Here is a 21,031-nt window from a genome sequence, read left to right as displayed (position 1 = left end):
AACGATTCGACGTCAAATACTTAGTTGTCGATTCGTTTTTGCTAGACTGCGCATGTGCCAGGACCCGTTCGCCAGCCGCTGGGGCTGTACCTCACGCAGACCGCCAAGGCCATCAGCCGCGCCTTCGACGACGCGCTCGCCGCCGCAGGCGGCTCGACGCCCGTCTGGCTGGTGCTGCTCTCACTGAAGACCCGCGCCGTGAGCAACCAGCGCGAACTCGCCGAAGCCGTGGGAATCCAGGGCGCGACCCTGACGCACCACCTCAACGCGATGGAATCCGACGGCCTGCTCAGCAGGCGCCGCGACCCGTCGAACCGCCGGGTCCACCTGGTGGAGCTGACCGACGAGGGCGAAGCCATGTTCCACCGGCTGCGCAAGGCGGCCACCGCGTTCGACAAACAGCTGCACGGCGACCTCGCCAACACGGAAGTATCCGAGTTCAAGCGAACGCTCGCCCAACTACGAGAGAACGCTTCCGCCCTTCCCAACCCGTGAGCGCGTTGGGCTGCTACGGCCGCCGTTTTGGATGTGGTTGGCGTCGGATTGCGATAGGGGCGCTCATGTCTTTGAAGCGCCGAGGCCTTCACATACCCTCCCAGACCCGGGACGAACGGTCCGGGGATCCACCTCGCCGCGACCGACACCGGGGCGTCATGGCTGCTGGGCCCCGGCGACCCGATCGCCACGGTCAGCGCCACCGCACAGGAGCTCCTACTGCTGCTCTGGAAGCGGACACCCGCCGACGACCGGTTCTCCTGGAGAGGAGACCACAAGACCGCACTGGAAGTACTGGCCAGCCCACTGACCCCATGACCGTCTACTGAGGACGGTAAGCGCGCACCGGAAAACCCGGACACCGGCCACGATGATCGCATCCAACTCGTCGTCCTCGACCGGCTGCGCGCCCCAGAACGTCCGGCTACCAACGCTGACTCAACGGCCGAAGCAAACCCCTCGTCATCGGAACACCCGCCGGCTCAACGGCCGCAGGTTCCGCAGACACCGGGACGTCTTCCCGCGGGTCCGGACCCGCTCCGGCACGAACGCCCAGCCCCGTCCCTCACGTCTCCAGCCTGGCCGCCAACTCCCGGGAAAACAGCACTGCCTCATCACGACCCACCTCACCAACCTTCGCCGCCACCAAAGCCACCACATCATCCAACGACACATCCGCGTCCTCCCGCGCCAACGCCACCACATCATGCGTACCTTGCACAATCCGCACCGCCACATCACGCGGCCCGCCCACCGACCGAGCCCACTCAATCTCCGTCCGCGGAACCGACTCCGTCCACCCCGCCACACCGACCGACTCAACCTCCAACTGCGGCCACTCACCACCAACCCCATCCGAGAAACCCCCCGCCAACACACCACCCGCGGAACCCGATGCCTCACCGGCAGGACCACCCACCTCATTGATCTCAGCAATCCGATCCCGCCCCCGCTTCCGACGCCGCGAAACCGATGGTGCTGCACCACCCTCATTCCTGAGTTCCACAAGGCGCTGCCACCCCCATGTCACACTCTTTCCAAATCTTTTCCCCAACGTCTCACTGGTGTGGGGCTCGCCCGCGTCACGAGCACGACGCGCCTCCACCCGCGCCTCCTCCCGCAACCGCTCCCTCTGCGCAGACAACTGCTCCCTGGCCGACCGAGCCACACCGCTCCCACCCCTGATTTCCGCAAGCCGCCGCTGCCCCCACATCGCACTCTTTCCGAACTTCTCCCCCAACGCCGAGCAAGAGTAAGGCTCACCCGCATCCCGAGCACGACGCGCCTCCACCCGCGCCTCCTCCCGCAACCGCTCCCCCTCCTGCCCGCGCACAGCCGACCGAGTCACACCGCTCCCACCCCTGATTTCCGCAAGCCGCTTAGAGCCGGAGTAAGGCTCACCCGCATTACGAGCACGACGCGCCTTCGCCCGCGTCGCCTCGTTCGGCAACTCGGCACTTTCAGGCCGCTCAACCGCGTCCACAGCTCCCGGTGCCAAATCCACCACCCCGTCACCAGGCTCCACCGGCGACCATGCAGCATCGTCAGCGGTCGAACCCAATCCTCCGGCACCAAATTCAGCCGCGTCCGCCCCGAAGTCCAACAACCCCAATTCCGCCACATTCACATACGCAACGCCCGACCCCAGATCCAGAGCCGCCACATCCGGCGCCTCATCAACCCCCCACGGCCAGGACTCCACTCCCGACCGGCCCCCATCCGCGACACCGGTACCCACAACTTCCGGCAAAATCGGGAAACCTTCCTCCGGGCCCGACTCCGTCCGCTCCCCACCGCCCAAATCTGCCGATGGGACACCCTCGGTCGGCACATCATCGCGACCCCACCACGCCTCGGTACGCGCCGCCTCATTCAACAGCTCCGCACCATCCAGACCCGTGATATCAGGCATTTCGTGCGCATATACCGCTTCGGGCACCGGATCCACCGCGCCGTCGGCGGGTTCCTCAGGCCGACGCTCTGCAGTCTCGTCACCCGAATCATCGCGACGATCCCGGTTACGGCCACTGCTCTCAGCAACCGCCAAATACCCCGCGTCCTCCGGCCCCGCCCCCAGCACATCATCACCCCACGGCCATCCCGCACCGTCCGGCGAGTCAAACCAAGACTCGAGAGCCGCATCAAAATCCAACGACGACAGATCGTCCGCCGACTCGACCACCGCACCGCCGACTTGACCGCTGTCCGCAGACTCCTCGAAACCCGGTGCCTCCGCCCGCGGATCCGGCCGTCCCGCGCCACCCTCGGCATTGATCTCCGCAAGCCGCCGCTCCCCCCACCTTGCGCTCATTCCGAACTTCTCCCCCAACGCCGCACCGCTGTGGGGCTCGCCGGCGTTACGAGCACGACGCGCCTCCGCACGTGCCTCCTCCCGCAACTGCTCCCCCTCCTGCACTCGCAAAGCCGACGAGGTCACACCTCCCTCCCCTCTGATCTCCGCAAGCCGCCGCTGCCCCCACGCCGCGCTCATTCCGAACCTCTCCCCCAGTACCGCGGCGGTGTAAGGGTCGCCGACATCCCGAGCACGACGCGCCTCCACCCGCGCGTCCTCCTGCAACTTCGCCCGCTCCTGATCTTTTTCCCGCAAGACCCGCGCGGTCCCATCTTCAGCACTGATCTCCGCAAGCCGGGCCGCACCCCACGTCGTGCTCTTTCCGAACTTCGCCCCCAACGCAGCACCCGTGTAAGGCTCACCCGCATCCCGAGCACGACGCGCCTCCACCCGCGCCGCCTCCCGCAACCGCTCCACCTCCTGCCCGCGCAGAGCCGACCGAGTCGCACCACCCTCAGCCTTGATTTCCGCAAGCCGGGCCTTACCCCACGCCGCGCTCTTCCCGAACTTCGCCCCCAACGCAGCACCCGTGTAAGGCTCACCCGCATCCCGAGCACGCCGCGCCTCCACCCGCGCTTGCTCGTACGCCCCCGCCAAGCCCCCTTCGGCTGCACTGGTTGCCCCAATTTCCGGCGAAATCGGGAAATTCGGCTGCGGCCCCGCAGGCCGACGCGCCGCACCCTCATCGACCGAATCAGAGGCATCGCCACGACGTCGCTTACGGCCACGGCTCGCACCGGCCGAAGCCTTTCGCCTGACATTCGAGGGCCATCCCCGAAAATCCATCGAATCAAACGCAGCATCGACGTCCGGATAAAAATCCCGCGTTATCGGAACACCCGCCGACTCAGTGGGTGCAGCCACCTCGGACACCGGGTCCTCCGCCCGCGCATCCGGCCCCGCACCAGCACGAATGCCCAGCCCGGTCCCTTGCGAATCCGGCCTGGACGCCAACTCCCGGGAAAGCCCCGAAGGGGCCGCTGCCGCACCCGCTGAAGGGATACCTTCCGCCGGCACACCATCCCCGGGCCCCGAACCACCCCCCACCTCATCCGCTATCTCACGAAGCCGCTGCGCACCCCAGACGGCGCCCTTTCCGAACTCCTTGCCCAACGTCACACCCGTGTGGGGCTCGCCCGCGTCACGGGCACGACGCGCCTCCGCACGCGCTTCCTCCAGCTCCTGCGCCCGCTCCTGCGCCAGCACAGCCCGCCGATTCGCGCCACCCTCACTCCTGATCTCCTTAAGCCGCTCCCCACCCCACCCCCTGCTCTTTCCGAACTTCTTCCCCAACGTCACAGCCGTGTAGGGCTCGCCAGCATCCCGAGCACGACGCGCCTCCACACGCGCCTCCTCCTGCACCTGCGCAGCCGACCGGTGCCCACCACCCTCACCACTGATCTCCGCAAGCCGCCGCCAACCCCATACCTGGCCCTTTCCAAACCTCTTGCCCAGCGCTGCGGCGGTGTAGGGCTCGCCCGCATCCCGGGCACGACGCGCCTCCCCACGCGCCTCCGCACGCGCCGCCTCCCGCTCCTCCTCCTGCAATGACGCAATCGTCGCGCCACCCTCACCGCTGATCTCCGCAAGCCGCGCCTTACCCCACGCCATGCTCATTCCGAACTTCAGTCCCAACGCCGCAGCGGTGTAGGGCGCACCCCCGGCACGAGCGCGACGCGCCTCCACCCGCGCCGTCTCCCGCAACCGCTCTCCCTCCTGTTCCCGCGGGACCTTCCTGGTCGCACCACCCTCATCATTGGTCTCCGCAAGCCGGGCATGACCCCACGCCCGGCTCTTTCCGAACTTCTTCCCCAACGCGGCACCGGTGTAAGGCGCACCCCCGGCATGAGCACGACGAGCCTCCGCACGCGCCTCCTCCCGCAAGCGCTCCCTCGCCTGCCGCTCCGGCAGAACCGACCGGCGCGCACCGCCGTCATCCTTGATTTCCGCAAGCCGCTCGCGCGCCCATGTCTTGCTCATTCCGAACTTCTCCGCCAATGACTCCGGGATGTAAGGCTCGCCCACGTCACGAGCACGACGCGCCTCGACTCGCGCCTGCACCCGCAACCATTTGCCCTCCTGCGCCAACACAGCACGCCAGTTCGCACCAACCTCAGTCCTGGCCTCGGCAAGCCGCTGCCCTCCCCACTCCGTACTCTTCCCGAACTTCTGCCCCAACTCCTCAGCGGTATAAGGCTGGCTCGCGTCATGAGCACGACGCGCCTCGACCGCTGCCTCATCCTTCAACAGCCACGGGCTATCAGGCCTATCGAGCGAATCCACGGATTCAGGTGCCGAATCCGCCTCCGCGTCATTGAGGTCCGCCGGCAACCCCGCGGCATCTTCAGCGATCGAATCCATCTCCGTACCCATCCCGCCAGGCACACGATCAGCCGCGTCCGCACCGAAAACCCACCGCCCCGCTTCATTCAACCCGTCCCCCGACACACCACCTCCAGAACCCACATCTCCCCCTGACCATCCCGCAACCGCCAACGGATCAAACGCCGGCCCGGCAGCCGGATCAAACGCCGACTCGGCACTCATACCACCGAATTCCTCGCCAGCCAACAATTCGCCAACCAGCTGCGACCACTCATCCGCCGGCACATCCACGGACGGGACACCCTCCGCCGACCCACCACCCCCAGAGCCAGAAGCACCACCGGCAGAACCACCCACCGCATTCCTGACCCCACCACCCTCACCCCTGATCTCGTTGAGCCGAGTCTCACCCCATGCCAAGCCCATCCCGAACTTCTGCCCCAGCGCCTTACCGGAATAGGGCTCGCCCGCGTCCCGAGCACGACGCGCTTCCATCCGCGCCGCCTCTCGCACGTTCGCCCGCGCCTGCTCCTGCTCCCGCAATGCCTGCCGGGGCTTACCACGCTCGTCCCTGATTTCCTCAAGGCGCCGCTGCCCCCACGCCGCGCTCATTCCGAACGCCTTCCCCAACGCCGCACCCGTGTAGCGCTCACCCGCGTCACGAGCACGACGCGCCTCCACGCACGCTTCCTCCCGCAACCGATCCTGCTCCCGCACCCGGATTGCCCGCCGGCTCGCAGCACCCTCAGTCCTGATCTCCGCAAGCCGCTGCTGACCCCACGACACGCTAAGTCCGAACTTCTTCGCCAACGTCGCACCGCTGTGGGGCTCACCCGCGTCACGAGCACGACGCGCCTCCGCACGCCCCAACTCCCGCAACCGTTTCCTACTTTCAGGCCGGTCGGCCGCATCAACCGCCTCCGGCCCCGGATCCACCGCCGCGTCACCGAGCTCCTCCGGCGACCATGCAGCACCGTCAATGATCGAATCCCAAGCACCGGTGTCCACAATCTCCGGCAAAATCGGGAAGTCCTCCTCCGGTCCCGACTCGGCCCACGACGCACCGGCAAGCCAGGGATCCACCGCACCGTCACCGGGCTCCACTGGTCTATGACCGTTGCCGGCGTTTTCCCCGAACGCCGGAACCTCGGTCTGGGAAAGCGAGCCCGCTCCGGCGTGGATTGCCAACCCCGACCCTTGCGTATCCAGCCTGGCTGCCAGCTCCCGGGAAAACCGCACCGCCTCACCACGACCCACCTCATCAACCTTCGCCGCCACCAAAACCACCACCTCATTTAACGAAATCGCCGCCTCGCCACGAATCAGTGCCACCACATCGTGTGTGCCCCGCACGATCCGCAGCGCCATCTCACGCGGCCCGCCCACCGACCGTGCCGAATCAACTTCCCTACGAAGATCCGATGCCGTCCACTCCGCCACGACACCACGATCAGCTGTGTTCGCACCAAAGCCCGACAATCGCACTTCATTCGGTGTCGGGTACTCGCCGCCCGCACCCGGATCCAGACCGATCGCACCCGCCACGGGACGGGGACGGAACTCATCAGGAGCAAACCGCATCCACCGCAGACCACGCCGACCATAGCCCGGCATCAACGCGACAACATCACGCCCCAGCACACGCGCCGCCACCGACGCCTGACGCGACGACACCACCACACCAGGACTCGAACCGTCTCCCGACACCAATACCACCGGACTCACACCCACATCCCCCACCCGATCACGCACAAACTCCGCAACCCCACCATCAGCAGCCACATCCACCGGCACCGATACCCGCACCGCACCGTCTGGCAACCGCAACGGGCCGTCTGGCGACACCACCCCCGACGAACCCGGAAACATCGACGAGTGCGTCGTGTCATCGCCCACGCGAGCCGCATCGGCATTCTCCGCAACTGAATCCCTACCCGCAGGAACACCAGGAGCGATCGCTCCATCCCACGCGAAGTCCTGTCCGGGCAACGTGGCGCCGACGTCGGAACCCGGAACCACCGCAGCCGCTTGGGAATACCTTGACACCGCGACATCCGAAAGCGGATCAGACACGTCGCCGACACCCGGCAACGACGACCTTGCCGCCGAAGCGTCGTCCAGCTGGGCCAAGGGCTCTACCAACCGCATATCTTCCACGGCCTTGTAGGCGTCCACCCTGGACGTGTCGACGCTGGGATGATCACGATCGGCCGGACCACCGGAACCCAGTGCATGGCTGTGGGAAAGCTCGTTGCCCTGAGGCGGGCTGTACGGTGGTGGCGGCGTCAGCGGCCTGTCCAAATCCCGCAGCTCATCCGGGGCGCTTTCATCGTCCGCATACCACGACGCCGACGCGGTGTCCTTTGGCATCTCACGCGCGTCGGTCTTGGAGTCCTGCCCCGCAATGGCATCGTCCACACCCCTAGGCACACCACCGGATGCGGCCCTCCCGTCAGCGGGCGAGGCCACCCTCCTGTCCAGTACCGAGGCCCTATAAGCCAGGCTATCCGGCGACGGCGTACCCGACGGCGAGGGCAGGACAGCCGCATCTTCCTTGGCCGTCGCGCCGAAACCGCTTTGCGGTGCACCGAACCCGCCGCCCAGCGTTCCCTTTTCGGCGCCGAAGCCAGTAGACAGGAAGCCTGACGTCACCGGAATACTCTTACCCACCGAGCCCCGATCCGGTTTCAGTTCCGTGGCCACCAGTTCGGAACCCGGCACCGGCTCTGTGGAGTCCCAATTGGACAGATCCTTCGCAGGGCCGATTTCTCCCGTCTGCGTCCTGGGGGCCACCTTCAAGTCCTCGGATGGCACCGCATCCGTCTCGGTGTCGGCGCCGCCGGAGTCCTTCTCCCCGCCGGAGGTGTCCCGGGCCCGGCGCGCCGGGATCAACTGGCCTCGCAACGCCAGGCCCGCCAGATTCCCGATACCCGAACCCACCGCCTCGGACAACCCCGCCGTGAACGAGAATGGATTCCACTGCGCCCCCTGACCACTCAACGCCCCATACCCCGCCTCGCCCAGCATTTCGGTCAGGCCCTCCTCCAGCGACTCCCCCAGCCCATGACCGAACCGGGCCACCCACATCGCCCGCACCGACATCCCCGTGTAATCATCCACGCTCTTGGCCACCACATCGGCAAAGCGCGCCATCGACGACAACGGGTAAAACTGCGCATGCTCCTCCGCAGCATGCTTGGCCGCCGCCGTCAGCACCTCAGCATCGATCTCATCACCCAGACCACGCACCAGGACCTTGGTGATCGCGTTGCCCACCACATTGCCCAACGCCGACAGCGGCACCGCCAGCAACGCGCTGAAGGACCCCACCCCCACCGCCATCCCCGTCAGCTGGCCATCCCACTTCTTCCGCGTCCCCAACGTAAACTGTGCCCCCTGCGCACCCACCTCCACCAGCAGCTGCAACCCGATCCCCACCACCTGGGCCACCGCCAACCGCATGAACAGCTGCCCCCACCACCGCGACAACAGAAACCGCATCACCGCAAAGCGCGCCGCCAACCACGCCATACTCGCCCCACCCGTCAGCCCCGCCATCGCCACCGCCCACGCCACCTCCGCCAACAGCAGTAGCAAACCCCCCACTGTGACGAACTTCAAATACTGCACCTGCAACGCCAGATTCCGCACAAACCCCGCCAACTCCCGCAACCCCGCACCACCCGCCTCCAACACCGGAGAGAACTCGTCCAACCGCTCTGCGAACCGGTCCGCCGCCTTGCCCGAAAACCCACCCCGTACCTGCCCCATCACCTCCCTCACCACCGGATCCAACACCTCCACCGCCACCGCACCCTGCTCCAACCGCTCCGCCACCGCGAACAACGCATCCTCATCCGCATCCGTCATATCCTCACCCGTCAACACCTGAAAAAGCCGCCTCACCTCCTCCGGCACCAACAGAGACACACGGACCACCCACTCAGCTCTCGCACCAACCAGCCCGAAACGACCATCGTGCCACTAGTCCGGCAGGCGGCGTGGCTGGCCACCCCGGTGTTCGGTCTCAGGGGGTGGTTGCAACACCGAGTGCTTTGGCCATTGTTTGTGATGGTGTCCATCCAGCCGAGGCTTTGGCGGGGATGAGTGTTGATTTCGTGGGCGATCGCGTCGAGGCCTGCTAAGGCGTGAGCGCGGAGGTCGGCGCCTTTGGGCAGGCAGAAGCCGACAAGGTCACCTCACGATGCCGAGGCGCCAGCGGCGCGTCCACACCGTTTACCGTCCGCGGCTTTCAGCCCGAGCATCGCCAACAGCTCCTCGCAGTCCTGCGCGTTGACAGCGTAATCGGCGACGGTGCGCGCGGCTCTGCCGCTCTGGATCGCTTCCTGAAGCTGCCCGCTGGCGCGTGCTTCGGCGAACCTTCCCCGTTCCTGTGGCGCTCCGGCGTGTCGTGCCAAGGTCATGCGGCCCCTCCTTCGTCCCACCTGCCGCGGGTGCGGTGAAAGCAGGACATCACGATCGGGATCCGTGCGACGTGCATCGCTGACGAGCGACCAACGCGGCGCAGACCATCCACGAGGAACAGGCACCCGCGGAACCTGGTCATCATCACAGGCCACCGGCCTCCGCCACAATGGGGCCACGACGTGATCGTTGAATGTCAGCTTCTCGTGCTAGAGTTCTCGACGGTCGTTAGTTTCTGGGTACGTGTTCCGCATGTTCGCAGGATCTCGTGCGGACGTGCTGTTGTCTTCGAAGCAAGCTGGAGAAACCGCCGTCTGAAGGCCCGGTTCGCCGTGCGGCGTTCCGCCATCCAGCATTCGAAGGAGACAACAATGGCACAGGGCACCGTGAAGTGGTTCAACTCGGAAAAGGGCTTCGGCTTCATCGCCCCGAACGACGGTGGTCCGGACGTTTTCGTCCACTACTCCTCGATCGACACCAACGGGTTCCGCAGCCTCGAGGAGAACCAGGCGGTGGACTACGAGGTTACCCAGGGCCCGAAGGGCCCGCAGGCGAGCGGCGTTCGCCCCCTCTGAGCTGTCCGCTCTACGCCGACCCGGCCGATCGGAGCATCGGCTGAGCCTCGATGCGGCTCCCCTTCCGACCCAGGAGGGGGAGCCGCATCGCGCTTCGCGCCAAGAAAACAGCGAATACCCGCGTCCCCGGATCAACGCTGCGATGCACCCCTCTATAACCGTCCCGGGATCCCGAGATCGAACGGCTCATGTGAGAGGCGCCCTTTCTGCTCGTGGGTGAGGGCACCAGCGAGATCCAGAAGACCAGCATCAACAGCCAAGGCGGCGCACCGTAGTCCAGTGATCGCGGGCAGTACGGCGGCTCACCTGTGCCCTGCCCGCGTACCCCGGCCAAAACTTGTCCTGTTTTGCGGGTCTATATTCCTGTATAAAAGGACTAGCTTGGTTGCCTTGGAGGTCCTGCCCATGAACAAGATTGATCTTCACGCCCACTACGTTCCGGACTTTTACCGCGAGGCACTGCTGGCGGCTGGACATGCTCAGCCCGACGGCATCAAGGCGATACCCGAGTGGGACTCGTCGCTTGCGCTGCAAACGATGGACCGGCTCGATGTCCGTACGGCGATGCTGTCCATCTCGTCGCCGGGGGTGCATTTCGGTGATGGCGGCAAGGCGAGCGAGCTCGCGCGGTTGGTGAACGAGGAGGGGGCCCGGCTCGTCGCAGCGCATCCCGCCCGGTTCGGCTTCTTCGCGAGCCTGCCCGTCCCGGAGATCGATGCGGCGGTGGAGGAAGTACGGTTCGCGCTCGATGTGCTTGGCGCGGACGGCATCGTGCTGGAGACGAACCAGCAGGGAATGTATCTGGGCGATGAACGCCTCGAACCCGTCTATGCGGAGGTGGCCGCGCGCAACTCGGTCGTCTTCGTCCACCCGACGACGCCCTTCGGAGCGGAGCATCTCGCGCTGGGTTATCCGCGGCCGATGCTCGAGTTCATGTTCGAGACCACCCGCTCGATCGCGGACTTGGTGCTCTCCGGCACGCTCGGGCGCCACCAGGGCATGCGGGTGATCGTGCCGCACGCGGGGGCAGCGCTGCCGGTGCTGGTCAACAGAATCGAGCTCCTGCTACCGCTGCTGACCCGAGACGGCGAGGGCGAGGTGCCCAGCGTGCGGGACGCGATGCGGGGCCTGCATTTTGATCTGGCGGGGGCGCCGGTAGCCGAGTTGCTGCGTGCCCTGCTGGCGGTCGCCGATTCGCACCGGATCCACTACGGCAGCGATTTCCCGTTCACGCCTGTTGACTCCTGCGTCGAACTAGCGCGCCGCTTGGAGACCACCTCGTTGCTCGACGGCGAACTGCGCGAGGAGGTCTTCTCCCGAAACGCACGGCGGCTGTTCCCGCGGCTGGCACACGCGGAGAGACCACAGCAAACCCCTGGCGACCAGTCCCTTTAATCAGGTAAACTATCCTATATGTCAGGATCAGATAAGCTGGCCAGCTCCTACCGCGAGCGTAACTCCACTGCGGACCGGGCTCTGGATATTCTCGGTATGTTCAAAGAGGACCTACCGGTGATCTCCGGCACCGAGGTTGCCGCACGGCTCGGGGTGGCCAAGTCGACTGCCTACCGCTATGTGCAGAGCCTCGTGGGCACGCGCTTTCTCGAGGAGGCGCCGGGAGGCGGATTCCGCCTGGGGCTGCGCGTGATTGAGCTCGCGCGGCTGGCACGGCAGACCTACGGTCTGTCCGACGTCGCCGCGCCGGTCTTGGCCGAGCTTGCCCGCTCGGTGGGCGAGACCGCCCTGCTCACCAGGCGGGTCGGCGACTTGGTCGTGTGCTTGGATCGCGCGGAATCGGACAAGCACCGGGTGCGGATCTCCTACGAGCGGGGCAGCACCCTGCCGATCAATGCGGGTGCCTCGGCGCTGGTCTTGCTGGCATGGTCCCCGGCCGAGGAAGCGGAGGCCGTGCTCCGTGGTACGACCTTGCGCCGGTTCACCGAGGCGACGCTCACCGACGTCAGCCAGTTGCTGGCACGGCTGGAGCAAATTCGCACCGACGGTTATTCCATCACACGGTCCGAAGTGGACCATGATGTCCTTGGCATCGCGGCCCCGATCCGCGGTGCGGCCGGTAATGTTGTGGCCGCGGTCAGTGTCGCGGCGGTCGCGAACCGTGTGTCGGACTCGGTCGAGAGCGAGATCATCAAGCGGGTGTGCGCGGCTGCGGAGACGATTGCCGCCGGCCTTCAGCAGATCGAGGGCTGACTGAGGCCGGCGGCCGGGCTCATTACTCGGCTCGTACGCGGTTGGTCAGCGTGCCCACTCCGTCGATTTCTACGGTGATCTCGTCTCCAGGTGCGAGAAAGACCTGAGGCTCTCTCCGGTATCCGACTCCGCCTGGCGTGCCGGTCAAGATGATGTCACCCGGCAGGAGCGTGGTGAACTCGGAGACGGTGGCGATGAGGGTGGGAATGTCGAAAATCAGTTGGCTGAGGTCAGCGGACTGTACTTTTTCCCCACGCAGGATCGTGCGTATGCCAGCGGAGGCCAGGTCGACTTCGGCTGGTGGGACCAGACAGGGACCGAGGGGTGTGGCCCGGTCCCACGCTTTGCCTTGCAACCACTGGTGCGTTTTGTATTGGAAGTCGCGCATGGTCACGTCGTTGGCCACGGTGTAGCCGAGGATGTGTGCCGGCGCCGCGTCGCGTGAGATGCGGCGCCCCGGCTGCCCGATCACGACCGCGAGCTCACCCTCGTAGTCGGTCTGACCGGACTCGGGCGGAAGCAGGATGTCGTCGCCGGCACCGATAAGGCTCGACGCGAACTTGGTGAACAGGACCGGGTAACTCGGTAGCTCCCGGTGCGTCTCCCCGACGTGGGAGTGGTAGTTCAGTCCCACGCAAATGATCTTGTCGGGGTTCGGCACCACGGGCAGGAGCCGGACTTCGCGTAGCGGGACGGCTTCGCCGGTCAGTTCATGGGCACGTGCCAGGGACGCGGTGCTGGTGTCGCGGCCGAGCTCGGTGAGCCCGGCCAGCGGCACGAGCGTGCCGCCGTCGACCCGGCCGACCTGCCGCCGGCCCTGGTATTCGAACGTTGCGTATGCCATGGGTCAGTGCTCCTCCGAGGTGTGCCGCCATTTCGCCAGCTGCCCGCCCCAGAGATTCACGCTGCGGGGGACGGGGTCCCAGCGGCGCGGGGCGTACTCGACGCGGTCGTCGTGGAACTTCTCCATCTCCGCCGACAGCTCGATGTGCTGGCCGGCCGGGTCGTCGAAGAACACGAACAGATTGTTGCCGGGACCATGCCGGCCCGGGCCCCAGGTAACGTCGACCTCTAGGTCGGTGAGCCGGTCGCACCAGGCTTTGAAGTCGGCCCACTCGGCCAGGTCGTACGAGTAGTGATCGAGGCCCGGCCGTCCGGTCTCCACGATCGCTAGCGTGTGGTGGTCCCGATTGCTGCGCAGCCAGGCGAATCGGCCGTCGGAGAGCTGGTCGGAGATCCGGAACCCAGCCACCCCGACGTAGAAGGAGACCATGCCGGGCAGGTCGTCGGTCGCGAGCGTCACGTGCTGGTACTTGATCGGGCGGCGGCCGGTGTCGGCCGAGGACTCGCCCTCGCGGCGGACCGGGCCGTGGAAGTGCACCGTGTTGCCATTCGGGTCGGCGGTGCTGAGGCCGGTGGCCTCGCCGACCGCTTCGTCCAAATAGGAATCGCTCAGGTCGTGCACCGGGTAGCCGGCGTCACGCAAGCGCTTTTCCAGTGCTTCCAGGCCACCCTCATCGCGGACTTCGAAACCGACATGGTCGAGAGCGGGCCCGCCAGTTCGCAGGTCGAGGACGTGGTGACCGCTGCCCCAGCCGAGGCGGGCCCCGCCGTCCGGGAGCTCGTCATGAACCGCGAGGCCGAGGACAGCCCCGTAGAAGTCGACGGCGGCGGGTACGTCGGGAACGGTGAAGCCGATATGCGAGGTCGCCGTGTGCCGCAGTAGCCCGGCTGCCGGTGGCTCGGCCAGGACGAGTCGTTGAGGCGTGCTCATTCGAGGACCTTTCTCGTGTGAGTGATCAGCCGGCTAGTGCGGCCGGTTCGGCGGAATGTGCTCGGCGCAGCGGCCCGGCGAGGTCTGGCGTCTCACCGGGCCGCCAGGCGGCGGCGACGAAACGGTCGGGCCGCAGCAGCACGAAAGTGCCCTGGTACGGGGCGAAGGTGGCGTCCAGCCCGCCATCGACATCGATTAACGTGGGCGGGCCGGTGGTGTTCGACGCCATCCGCTCGCTCACGGTGACGTCAACGCGAACCGGATCGAGCCACTCGGTCAGCGACCAGGCATGCTCAAAGTGCGTCGCGTCGACCCCGACGCCGGCCAGCGTCCAGCCGCTGCCGATGATCTCGTCCAGCATTCGCACCTTCCGCTGGGCGTTGTCGAAGGCACGCGGCTGGGCGATCGGCACGCCCACCGGGTACCGGGAGTCCGGCAGGAGCAAGCCCGTGGCGTAGCGGTGTTCCGGGCGGTATCGCATGTGCTCGAAGAACTCGCGGCCGACGTCGGTGCGCAGCGCCTGCTTGACGAGCCGGTCGCGGCGCCGGGCGAAGCGGGGATCGGTTGTCATCACGATCCGGCCCAGCCGGGTAGACAATCGAACTGTCGCTTCGGCGTGCGGCCGTCGTTCCGCCTCGTAGGTGTCCAAAGCAGACTCCGCAAGCCGGCCTTCGAGCCTGTCGGCGATCTTCCAGCAGAGGTTGGCCGCGTCGCGGATGCCGGAGTTGAGCCCCTGCCCGGCGAAGGGCGGCATCATGTGGGCCGCGTCGCCGAGCAGGAAGACCCGGCCGTCGCGCCACCGGTTCGCGACCACGGCGTTGAACCGGTAGGTAACGGCCCGTTCCACCTGCTCCGGATTCAGCGGGCGGTATGGCGCCAGCAGCGCCCGCACAAGCTCGAACGGCGGACGCACGCCGGCCAGGCACTCGCCCGGGTGCAGCAGAAACTCGTATCGGCAGCGCCCGCCTAGGCCGGGCACGATCACATGCGGCCGGCGTGGATCGCCGTGGTGCATGCCGTACCGCTCGTCGTGCGGGTCCTCCAAGACGTCGGCGACGAGCCACACATCCTCATAGCTGCGCCCGGTCATCCCGATACCGAGCAGTTCGCGCACCGTGGATCGTCCGCCGTCGCAGCCGAGCACGTAGCGCGCCCTGAGCCGGACCGGCCCGTCAGCATTGGCTTCGCAGCGCAGCTCGACTTCATCGTCGTGCTGGGTGATGCCGGTCAGCGTCGTCGCCATCCGGATCGCCACGTCCGGTTGCGCGGCCAGGTGTGCGTGGAGTTCGCGTTCCAGGTCCGGCTGGGCAAAGGGGTTCTTGAAGGGATGTCCCAGATGAAACGGCGTCGCCGACCGCGCGTGGAAGACCGGCTCGCCGGATGCGGAGTAGTACCGCGTCCCGGTTCCGGGCACGACGATCCGTACCAGCCGCTCGGCCACGCCCGCGGACTGATAGATCCGCAACGCCTCGTCGTCGATGCTGATCGCCTTGGGTTCCTCACTCGTTGCAGCGTTGCGTTCCACCAGCGCCACCTTCACGCCGCGTGCGGCCAGCAGGGCGGCAGCGGTCATCCCCACGGGGCCCGCGCCGACCACGGCGACCTCGACTGGCTGTGCCCAGGGGTCTGCAGAACTTCGGCTTCGCACCATGAACTCGACACTAACGGCGTGAAGTCCTGAAAACAAGGATTTGATTTCTGTTTTTCAGGACATTACTTTGGGTCGAGTCGACCGTCAATGACGAGGTGCCCCCAGGGCATCGGGGCGGAGCTCGCCGAGGTCCTGGGGACCGCCCGGGGCTGTCTGCTCGCCCAGCACGGTCTAGTCACCGCAGGCCGCCGAGCCAGATCGAAGCCGGCCGGAGCTACTTCGTCCGGCTCGCGGAGAAGGGAAAACGATGAACACGGAGAACAAAACGGTTCTGGTGACCGGTTCGGGGCAGGGCATCGGGCGGGTACTCGCACTCGGTCTGGCCGAGCGTGGCTGGCGGGTCATCGTCGCCGACCTCGACGGGCAGCGTGCCGAAAGCGTGGCCGCCAAGGCAGGGGGCGAGGCCGTCACGGTCGACATCTCATCGGCCGAGTCCTGCCGGGAGGCGGCGCACCTGCTCCAGCACGAGGACGTCGTGCTGGACGGTCTGGTGAACAACGCGGCGTTGTTCTCCACACTGACGATGAAACCGTTCTGGGAGATCGACGAGCAGGAGTGGGACCGCGTTTTGCGGGTTAACCTCACCGGCACGTGGCAGATCACCACCGCGCTCCTGCCGCTGCTGCGCCGCTCCGCGGCGGCGTCGATTGTGAACATCGCGGCGAGCGCCGTGTGGATCGGCAGGTCAAACTACGCCCACTATGTGGCGTCCAAGGCGGGCGTGATCGGCCTGACCTACGTGATGTCGCGCGAGCTCGCTGACGACGGGATACGGGCCAACGCTCTCACACCCGGTTCGGTGCGCACCGAGATCCCGCGGCACACCATCACCCCCGAACAAGTTCGGGCCCAGGTCAACGCCCAGAACGTGCAGCGCCCCGGGACGCCTGAGGATCTGCTGGGAGCCGTCGCGTTCCTGCTCGGCCCGGACAGCGGCTTCGTATCGGGACAGACCCTCAACGTCGACGGCGGCCTCACCGTCCGCTGAGGACAAACAAAAGGCAGGGACCATCGTGGCTCAACAGGAATTCGCCGGTATCGACGCAGCGGAACTCACCGAATACACCCGCCGACGGCAGTGGCCGCTACTGCTCGCCGGCGCGCTCAAGCCCGCCGGCTCCGGCCGGGTCTACGAAAACGTCTCACCCGTGACCGGCGAGGTGATCGCCGAAGTCCCGGACGCCGACGGCGATGACGTCCATGCGGCGGTCCAAGCCGGTACCGCGGCATTCCCCGCCTGGGCCGCGACGAGCGTCTCGGAACGGGTGGCGATCGTGCGGAAAATCGCGGCCCGGCTACGCGAACACGCCGCCGAGCTCGGCGCGCTCGACACCCTGGACGGCGGCAACATCATCCGCCTGTCCACCGCCGACGTCATGGCGGGCGCGGCCATGCTCGACTACTTCGCCGACCTGGGACAGGCGCTGAAGGGCGAAACGAGCCCGCTCTCCCCGCACGCCGTGCACTACACGACGCCGCAGCCGATCGGCGTGGTCGCCCGGATCATCCCCTACAACCACCCGATCATGTTCGCCGCGGGCAAGATCGCAGCGCCACTGATCGCAGGCAACTGCGTGGTCCTCAAACCACCACACCAGACTCCACTGTCGGCGCTGCGGCTAGGCGAGCTGACCGTGGACCTGCTGCCACCCGGCGTCCTGTCCATCCTGCCCGGTGCCGGTCCCGCTACGGGCGAGGCGATCGTGCGGCACCCGCAGATCCGGCGCGTTGCATTCATCGGCAGTGCGGCGACCGGCCTGGCGATCCAGCGGGCCGCCGCCGAGACCTCGGTCAAGCACGTGACGCTGGAGTTGGGCGGCAAGAACGCCCTCGTCGCATTCGCCGATGCCGACCCCGTGCGAGTCGCCGCGGCCGCGGTGCGAGGGATGAACTTCTCCTGGTCCGGCCAATCGTGCGGATCAACGAGCAGGCTCGTCGTGCACGAGGACATCCGCGAGCAGACGGTAGCCGAGATCATGCGGCTGATCGACGGACTGAGCCTCGGGTCCCCTTTCGACGAGCGCACCGATGTGGGCGCGCTGGTGTCGGAACAACAGTTCGCCAAGGCCATGTCCTATGTGGACACCGCACGGGAGGAGGGGGCTCGGCTTGTCACCGGGGGCGAGGCCTTCCACCCGCAGGGATGGGACCGTGCGCTCATCGTGCGGCCGACCGTGTTCACCGAGGTCGACACGGCAATGCGGATCGCCCAGGAGGAGGTCTTCGGGCCGGTGTTGTCCGTGCTGTCGTTCCACGACGAGGCCGAGGCGGTGCGGATCGCCAACTCCACGGAATACGGCCTGACCGCGGCGGTGTGGACGAACGACCTGCGCCGGGCGCACCGAGTGGCCGCTGCGCTGGAAGCGGGCTACGTCTGGATCAACGACTCCTCTCGTCACTTCGTCGGCGCGCCGTTTGGTGGTGTGAAGTCCTCCGGGCTGGGCCGTGAGGAATGTGTCGAAGAGCTACTCAGCTTCACCGAGACCAAAGCGGTACATCTGTCCTATCAGGACTGAAATCAGACGAGCTTCTCCCAGCCCTCCGGCATCGCCTCTCGGTGTGCCGGAGGGTGGCTGTTAGAGCTACAGCAGCGACTCGCCGTGTAGATAGAAAGTGCGCTGCTCAGTGAAGAACTGCCAGGACTCCGCACCGCCAAGCCGTCCCGTCCCGGAGAGGCCAAGCCCGCCAAAGGGGACATGCGGCTCGTCTCCCACTGACGGGCCGTTGACGTGGACCGCGCCTGCCCGCAGCCGGCGGGCGACCTGGAGCGCATGCGTGGTGTCAGCGGACAGGACGGCGGCGATCAGGCCGAACTCGCCCCTGTTGGCCTCGGCTACCAGGGCATCCTCATCGCGGACCGCGTGCAGGGTCACGACCGGGGCGAAGGCCTCCTCGGTCACTAGGCGAGCCTGTCCGCCAACCCCGGTCAACACCGTCGGCTCAGCCAGGAGCCCGTCGGTGTCCGGCCCGCCGGCCAGCAACCGCCCGCCCGTTGCGAGCGCGTCGGAGACCAGCTCTCTGAAGCGGCTGGCCGCCGCCGCGCTGATGAGCGGGCCGATTTCGGTGCCGGGCTGCCGAGGGTCCCCGACCTCGATCGCCTTCGCGCGCGCGGCGATCCGCTCGGCGAGCTCGTCGTGGGTCGCGGCCGGCACGAGAACCTGGTCGGTGCTCATGCATACCTGGCCGGCATTGGCGAACGCCGCCGTTGTGATCGCGGCGGCGGCTTCGTCGAGGTCAGCGTCCGGCAGGACGAGAGTGGCGTTCTTCCCGCCCAGTTCCAGGACGGAAGGCTTCAGATGCGCTCCCGTTGCGGCCGCGATCGCCCGGCCGGCAGGCGTCGAGCCGATGAACACCAGCCGCCTGACCTCGTGCCGGGACAGCAGCGTGTCCAGCAGTGCCGGGCTGTCCTCTGGCGTGCAGGAGAGCACGCTGACCGCGCCGGCGGGTACGCCCGCCCGTACGAGAGCCCGGGCGAGCAGGTGGCCTGCGGCGAACGGGGCCTGCTCACTCGGGCGGAAGATCACTGTGTTGCCGGCGGCCAAGGCGATGGCGCTCGCCCGCGCCGCAAGGACGAGTGGGGCGTTCCACGGGATCATCGCCACCACGACACCGGCGGGGCAGCGCAGGCTGAGATTGGTGCTGGCCGGATCGGCGGACGGGAGCAGCACGCCAGCCGCCTTGCTCGTCATCCCCGCGGCTTCCCGCAGCGTCGCGGCTGCCTCGGCCACGTTCATCGAGCCCCAGGCATGGACCGCCCCTGTCTCGAGGGCCATCGCGGCGATGTGCTCATCCGCGTGATTCTCCAGTTCCTCAGCCGCTTTCAGCAGCACCGACCTGCGGTGCGCGTAACTCGTCGCCGACCACGAGGAGAACGCCCGCGCCGCGCCGTCAACAGCGCGCTCGGCGTCCTGCGGGCTCGCGGCTGCTACCGAAGCCAGCCGCTCACCGGTCACCGGCGACGTTGAGGGAAAGGTACGGCCATGCCAAGCGCGTGCCGAGGAGCCGGCGATGAAGAGGGGAAGAAAATCACTGTCCACTATGGATCTCCTCAAAACAGCAGTACCGGCTTGACAGTGCCGCCACTGGCCGCGTCCGCGGCGGCCTGATTGATCTCTTCAAAGGCATATCGCCGCTGCAGCTGGTCGATCGGGAAGTCGCCGCGACGATAGGCGTCAACCACCAGCGGGATAAATGAGCGCGGCTCGCTGTCGCCCATGGTGACGCCCCGCACGGAACGGCCCGGCAGCAGCCGGTTGACGTCGAACGAGGCGCGCGAACCGGCCCGGGGCGCGCCGATCACGGCGCATTCGCCGCCGATCGCAAGCGAGTCGATCAACTGCTCCAGCACGGTCACGTTGCCGGTCGTCTCTACCGCCAGGTCGAGTCCGCGCTGCCCAGTCAGCTCGAGCAGGGCCTCGGTCAGCCCGGTGCGGGACGTGTCCACGACCTCCGTCGCGCCGATTCGGCGCGCGAGATCGAGCCGGGAGCCGACCCGGTCCACCGCGATGACTTCGGTCGCCGGAGTCAGCCGTGCCGCCATGACCGCCGCGAGCCCGACCGCGCCGGCTCCGGTAATGGCGATCGTGCTGCCCGCTCTGGGGCGCAAGACGTTCAGCACCGCGCCGGCGCCAGTCTGCAGGCCGCAGCCCAGCGGTGCCAGTACCGCGAGCTCATCGGCCGTGGTGGCGGGCGGCAGCACGACCACGCTGCGCTCGTCGACCAGCGCTTCGCGGGCGAACGAGGACTGGCCGAAGAAATGCGCGCTTAGCTCGCGGCCGCGGTGACGGACCGTCGCGCTGCCGTCCGCACGGCGCCCGCTCAGCAGGTTCAGGCGCAGGTGATCCCGGCAATGGGCGGGATGACCGCCCCGGCACGCCGGGCATTGGCCGCAGGAGGTAAAGGTCAGCAGGACGTGATCACCCGGGGAGACGGTCGTGACGCGGCTGCCGATCTCTTCCACAACCCCCGCGCCCTCGTGGCCCAGCACACCGGGCACGGGGCACGGGATCACGCCCGAGGCGGCGCTGAGATCCGTATGGCATACGCCAGTCGCGACAAGCCGGACGCGGACTTCGTCCGGGCGTAGCTCGTCGAGCTCGACCTCTTCGAGGCTGAACATGGCATCTTGAGCGGCTTCATGGGTCCAGACGACCGCTGCTGTGGTCACGGCGAGTCCTTCCGGTGCTGGCACGCGCCTTCCCGTGCCTGTCGTTTCCTGCCCCCTC

Annotated in this window: 13 protein-coding genes and 1 pseudogene; 7 read left to right on the top strand and 7 right to left on the bottom strand. The window is 67.3% G+C overall.

Features of this window, described 5'->3' with window-relative positions; genetic code table 11:
- Positions 1 to 54: 54 nt before the first annotated feature.
- A complete protein-coding gene (locus BJ970_RS23270) occupies positions 55 to 495 on the top strand; it encodes a MarR family winged helix-turn-helix transcriptional regulator (protein WP_184728207.1) in 441 nt (146 codons plus the stop codon).
- Between the two features lie 117 nt (positions 496 to 612).
- Positions 613 to 813 (top strand): annotated as a pseudogene (locus tag BJ970_RS23265) (maleylpyruvate isomerase family mycothiol-dependent enzyme); the annotation flags it as partial.
- A 247-nt stretch (positions 814 to 1,060) separates the two neighbouring features.
- Here the strand turns inward: BJ970_RS23265 and BJ970_RS23260 are convergent.
- Together BJ970_RS23260 and BJ970_RS23255 are read right to left on the bottom strand one after the other, a co-directional pair.
- Positions 1,061 to 9,103, bottom strand: a complete 8,043-nt coding sequence (locus tag BJ970_RS23260) for a WXG100-like domain-containing protein (RefSeq protein ID WP_184728206.1) — start codon at positions 9,101 to 9,103, stop codon at positions 1,061 to 1,063.
- Positions 9,104 to 9,372: 269 nt separating this feature from the next.
- On the bottom strand, positions 9,373 to 9,597 hold the full coding sequence (locus tag BJ970_RS23255; protein WP_184728205.1) for a hypothetical protein: 225 nt from the start codon (positions 9,595 to 9,597) through the stop codon (positions 9,373 to 9,375).
- 372 nt (positions 9,598 to 9,969) lie between these two features.
- Between BJ970_RS23255 and BJ970_RS23250 the strand changes: the two genes are divergently transcribed.
- The 3 genes from BJ970_RS23250 to BJ970_RS23240 all read left to right on the top strand — a co-directional run bounded on the left by BJ970_RS23250 (position 9,970) and on the right by BJ970_RS23240 (position 12,381).
- On the top strand, positions 9,970 to 10,173 hold the full coding sequence (locus BJ970_RS23250; RefSeq protein WP_184728204.1) for a cold-shock protein: 204 nt from the start codon (positions 9,970 to 9,972) through the stop codon (positions 10,171 to 10,173).
- A 405-nt stretch (positions 10,174 to 10,578) separates the two neighbouring features.
- Entirely contained in the window at positions 10,579 to 11,568 is a 990-nt protein-coding gene (locus BJ970_RS23245) for an amidohydrolase family protein (RefSeq protein ID WP_246470981.1), read from the top strand.
- Between the two features lie 18 nt (positions 11,569 to 11,586).
- Positions 11,587 to 12,381 carry an IclR family transcriptional regulator gene (locus tag BJ970_RS23240; RefSeq protein WP_184728203.1) on the top strand — a complete coding sequence of 265 codons (795 nt, stop codon included), beginning with the start codon at positions 11,587 to 11,589 and terminating at the stop codon, positions 12,379 to 12,381.
- A 22-nt stretch (positions 12,382 to 12,403) separates the two neighbouring features.
- Here the strand turns inward: BJ970_RS23240 and BJ970_RS23235 are convergent, their stop codons facing one another.
- From BJ970_RS23235 to BJ970_RS23225, 3 genes are read right to left on the bottom strand one after another with little or no spacing between them, the layout of a single operon-like run.
- Positions 12,404 to 13,225, bottom strand: a complete 822-nt coding sequence (locus BJ970_RS23235; protein ID WP_184728202.1) for a fumarylacetoacetate hydrolase family protein — start codon at positions 13,223 to 13,225, stop codon at positions 12,404 to 12,406.
- 3 nt (positions 13,226 to 13,228) lie between these two features.
- On the bottom strand, positions 13,229 to 14,155 hold the full coding sequence (locus BJ970_RS23230; protein WP_184728201.1) for a VOC family protein: 927 nt from the start codon (positions 14,153 to 14,155) through the stop codon (positions 13,229 to 13,231).
- Positions 14,156 to 14,180: 25 nt separating this feature from the next.
- Complete coding sequence (locus BJ970_RS23225) at positions 14,181 to 15,806, bottom strand: bifunctional 3-(3-hydroxy-phenyl)propionate/3-hydroxycinnamic acid hydroxylase (RefSeq protein WP_184728200.1); 1,626 nt, start codon at positions 15,804 to 15,806, stop codon at positions 14,181 to 14,183.
- Positions 15,807 to 16,053: 247 nt separating this feature from the next.
- On the opposite strand from BJ970_RS23225, the gene BJ970_RS23220 reads away from it, so the two are divergent.
- The gene (locus tag BJ970_RS23220) at positions 16,054 to 16,794 is read left to right on the top strand and encodes an SDR family NAD(P)-dependent oxidoreductase (protein WP_184728199.1); all 741 of its coding nucleotides are present in this window, start codon (positions 16,054 to 16,056) and stop codon (positions 16,792 to 16,794) included.
- A gap of 25 nt (positions 16,795 to 16,819) precedes the next feature.
- Entirely contained in the window at positions 16,820 to 18,322 is a 1,503-nt protein-coding gene (locus tag BJ970_RS23215) for an aldehyde dehydrogenase family protein (RefSeq protein WP_312864365.1), read from the top strand.
- Positions 18,323 to 18,388: 66 nt separating this feature from the next.
- On the opposite strand, the gene BJ970_RS23210 is transcribed toward BJ970_RS23215, so the two are convergent.
- Together BJ970_RS23210 and BJ970_RS23205 are read right to left on the bottom strand one after the other, a co-directional pair.
- Entirely contained in the window at positions 18,389 to 19,843 is a 1,455-nt protein-coding gene (locus BJ970_RS23210) for an aldehyde dehydrogenase family protein (protein WP_184728198.1), read from the bottom strand.
- Positions 19,844 to 19,854: 11 nt separating this feature from the next.
- Positions 19,855 to 20,973, bottom strand: a complete 1,119-nt coding sequence (locus BJ970_RS23205; RefSeq protein WP_312864364.1) for an NAD(P)-dependent alcohol dehydrogenase — start codon at positions 20,971 to 20,973, stop codon at positions 19,855 to 19,857.
- Positions 20,974 to 21,031 lie beyond the last annotated feature (58 nt).

Source organism: Saccharopolyspora phatthalungensis, from assembly GCF_014203395.1.
Lineage (GTDB): Bacteria > Actinomycetota > Actinomycetes > Mycobacteriales > Pseudonocardiaceae > Saccharopolyspora > Saccharopolyspora phatthalungensis.
The sequence above is the reverse complement of the archived record's forward strand: the minus strand, read 5'-3'. Positions and strand labels throughout refer to the sequence as shown.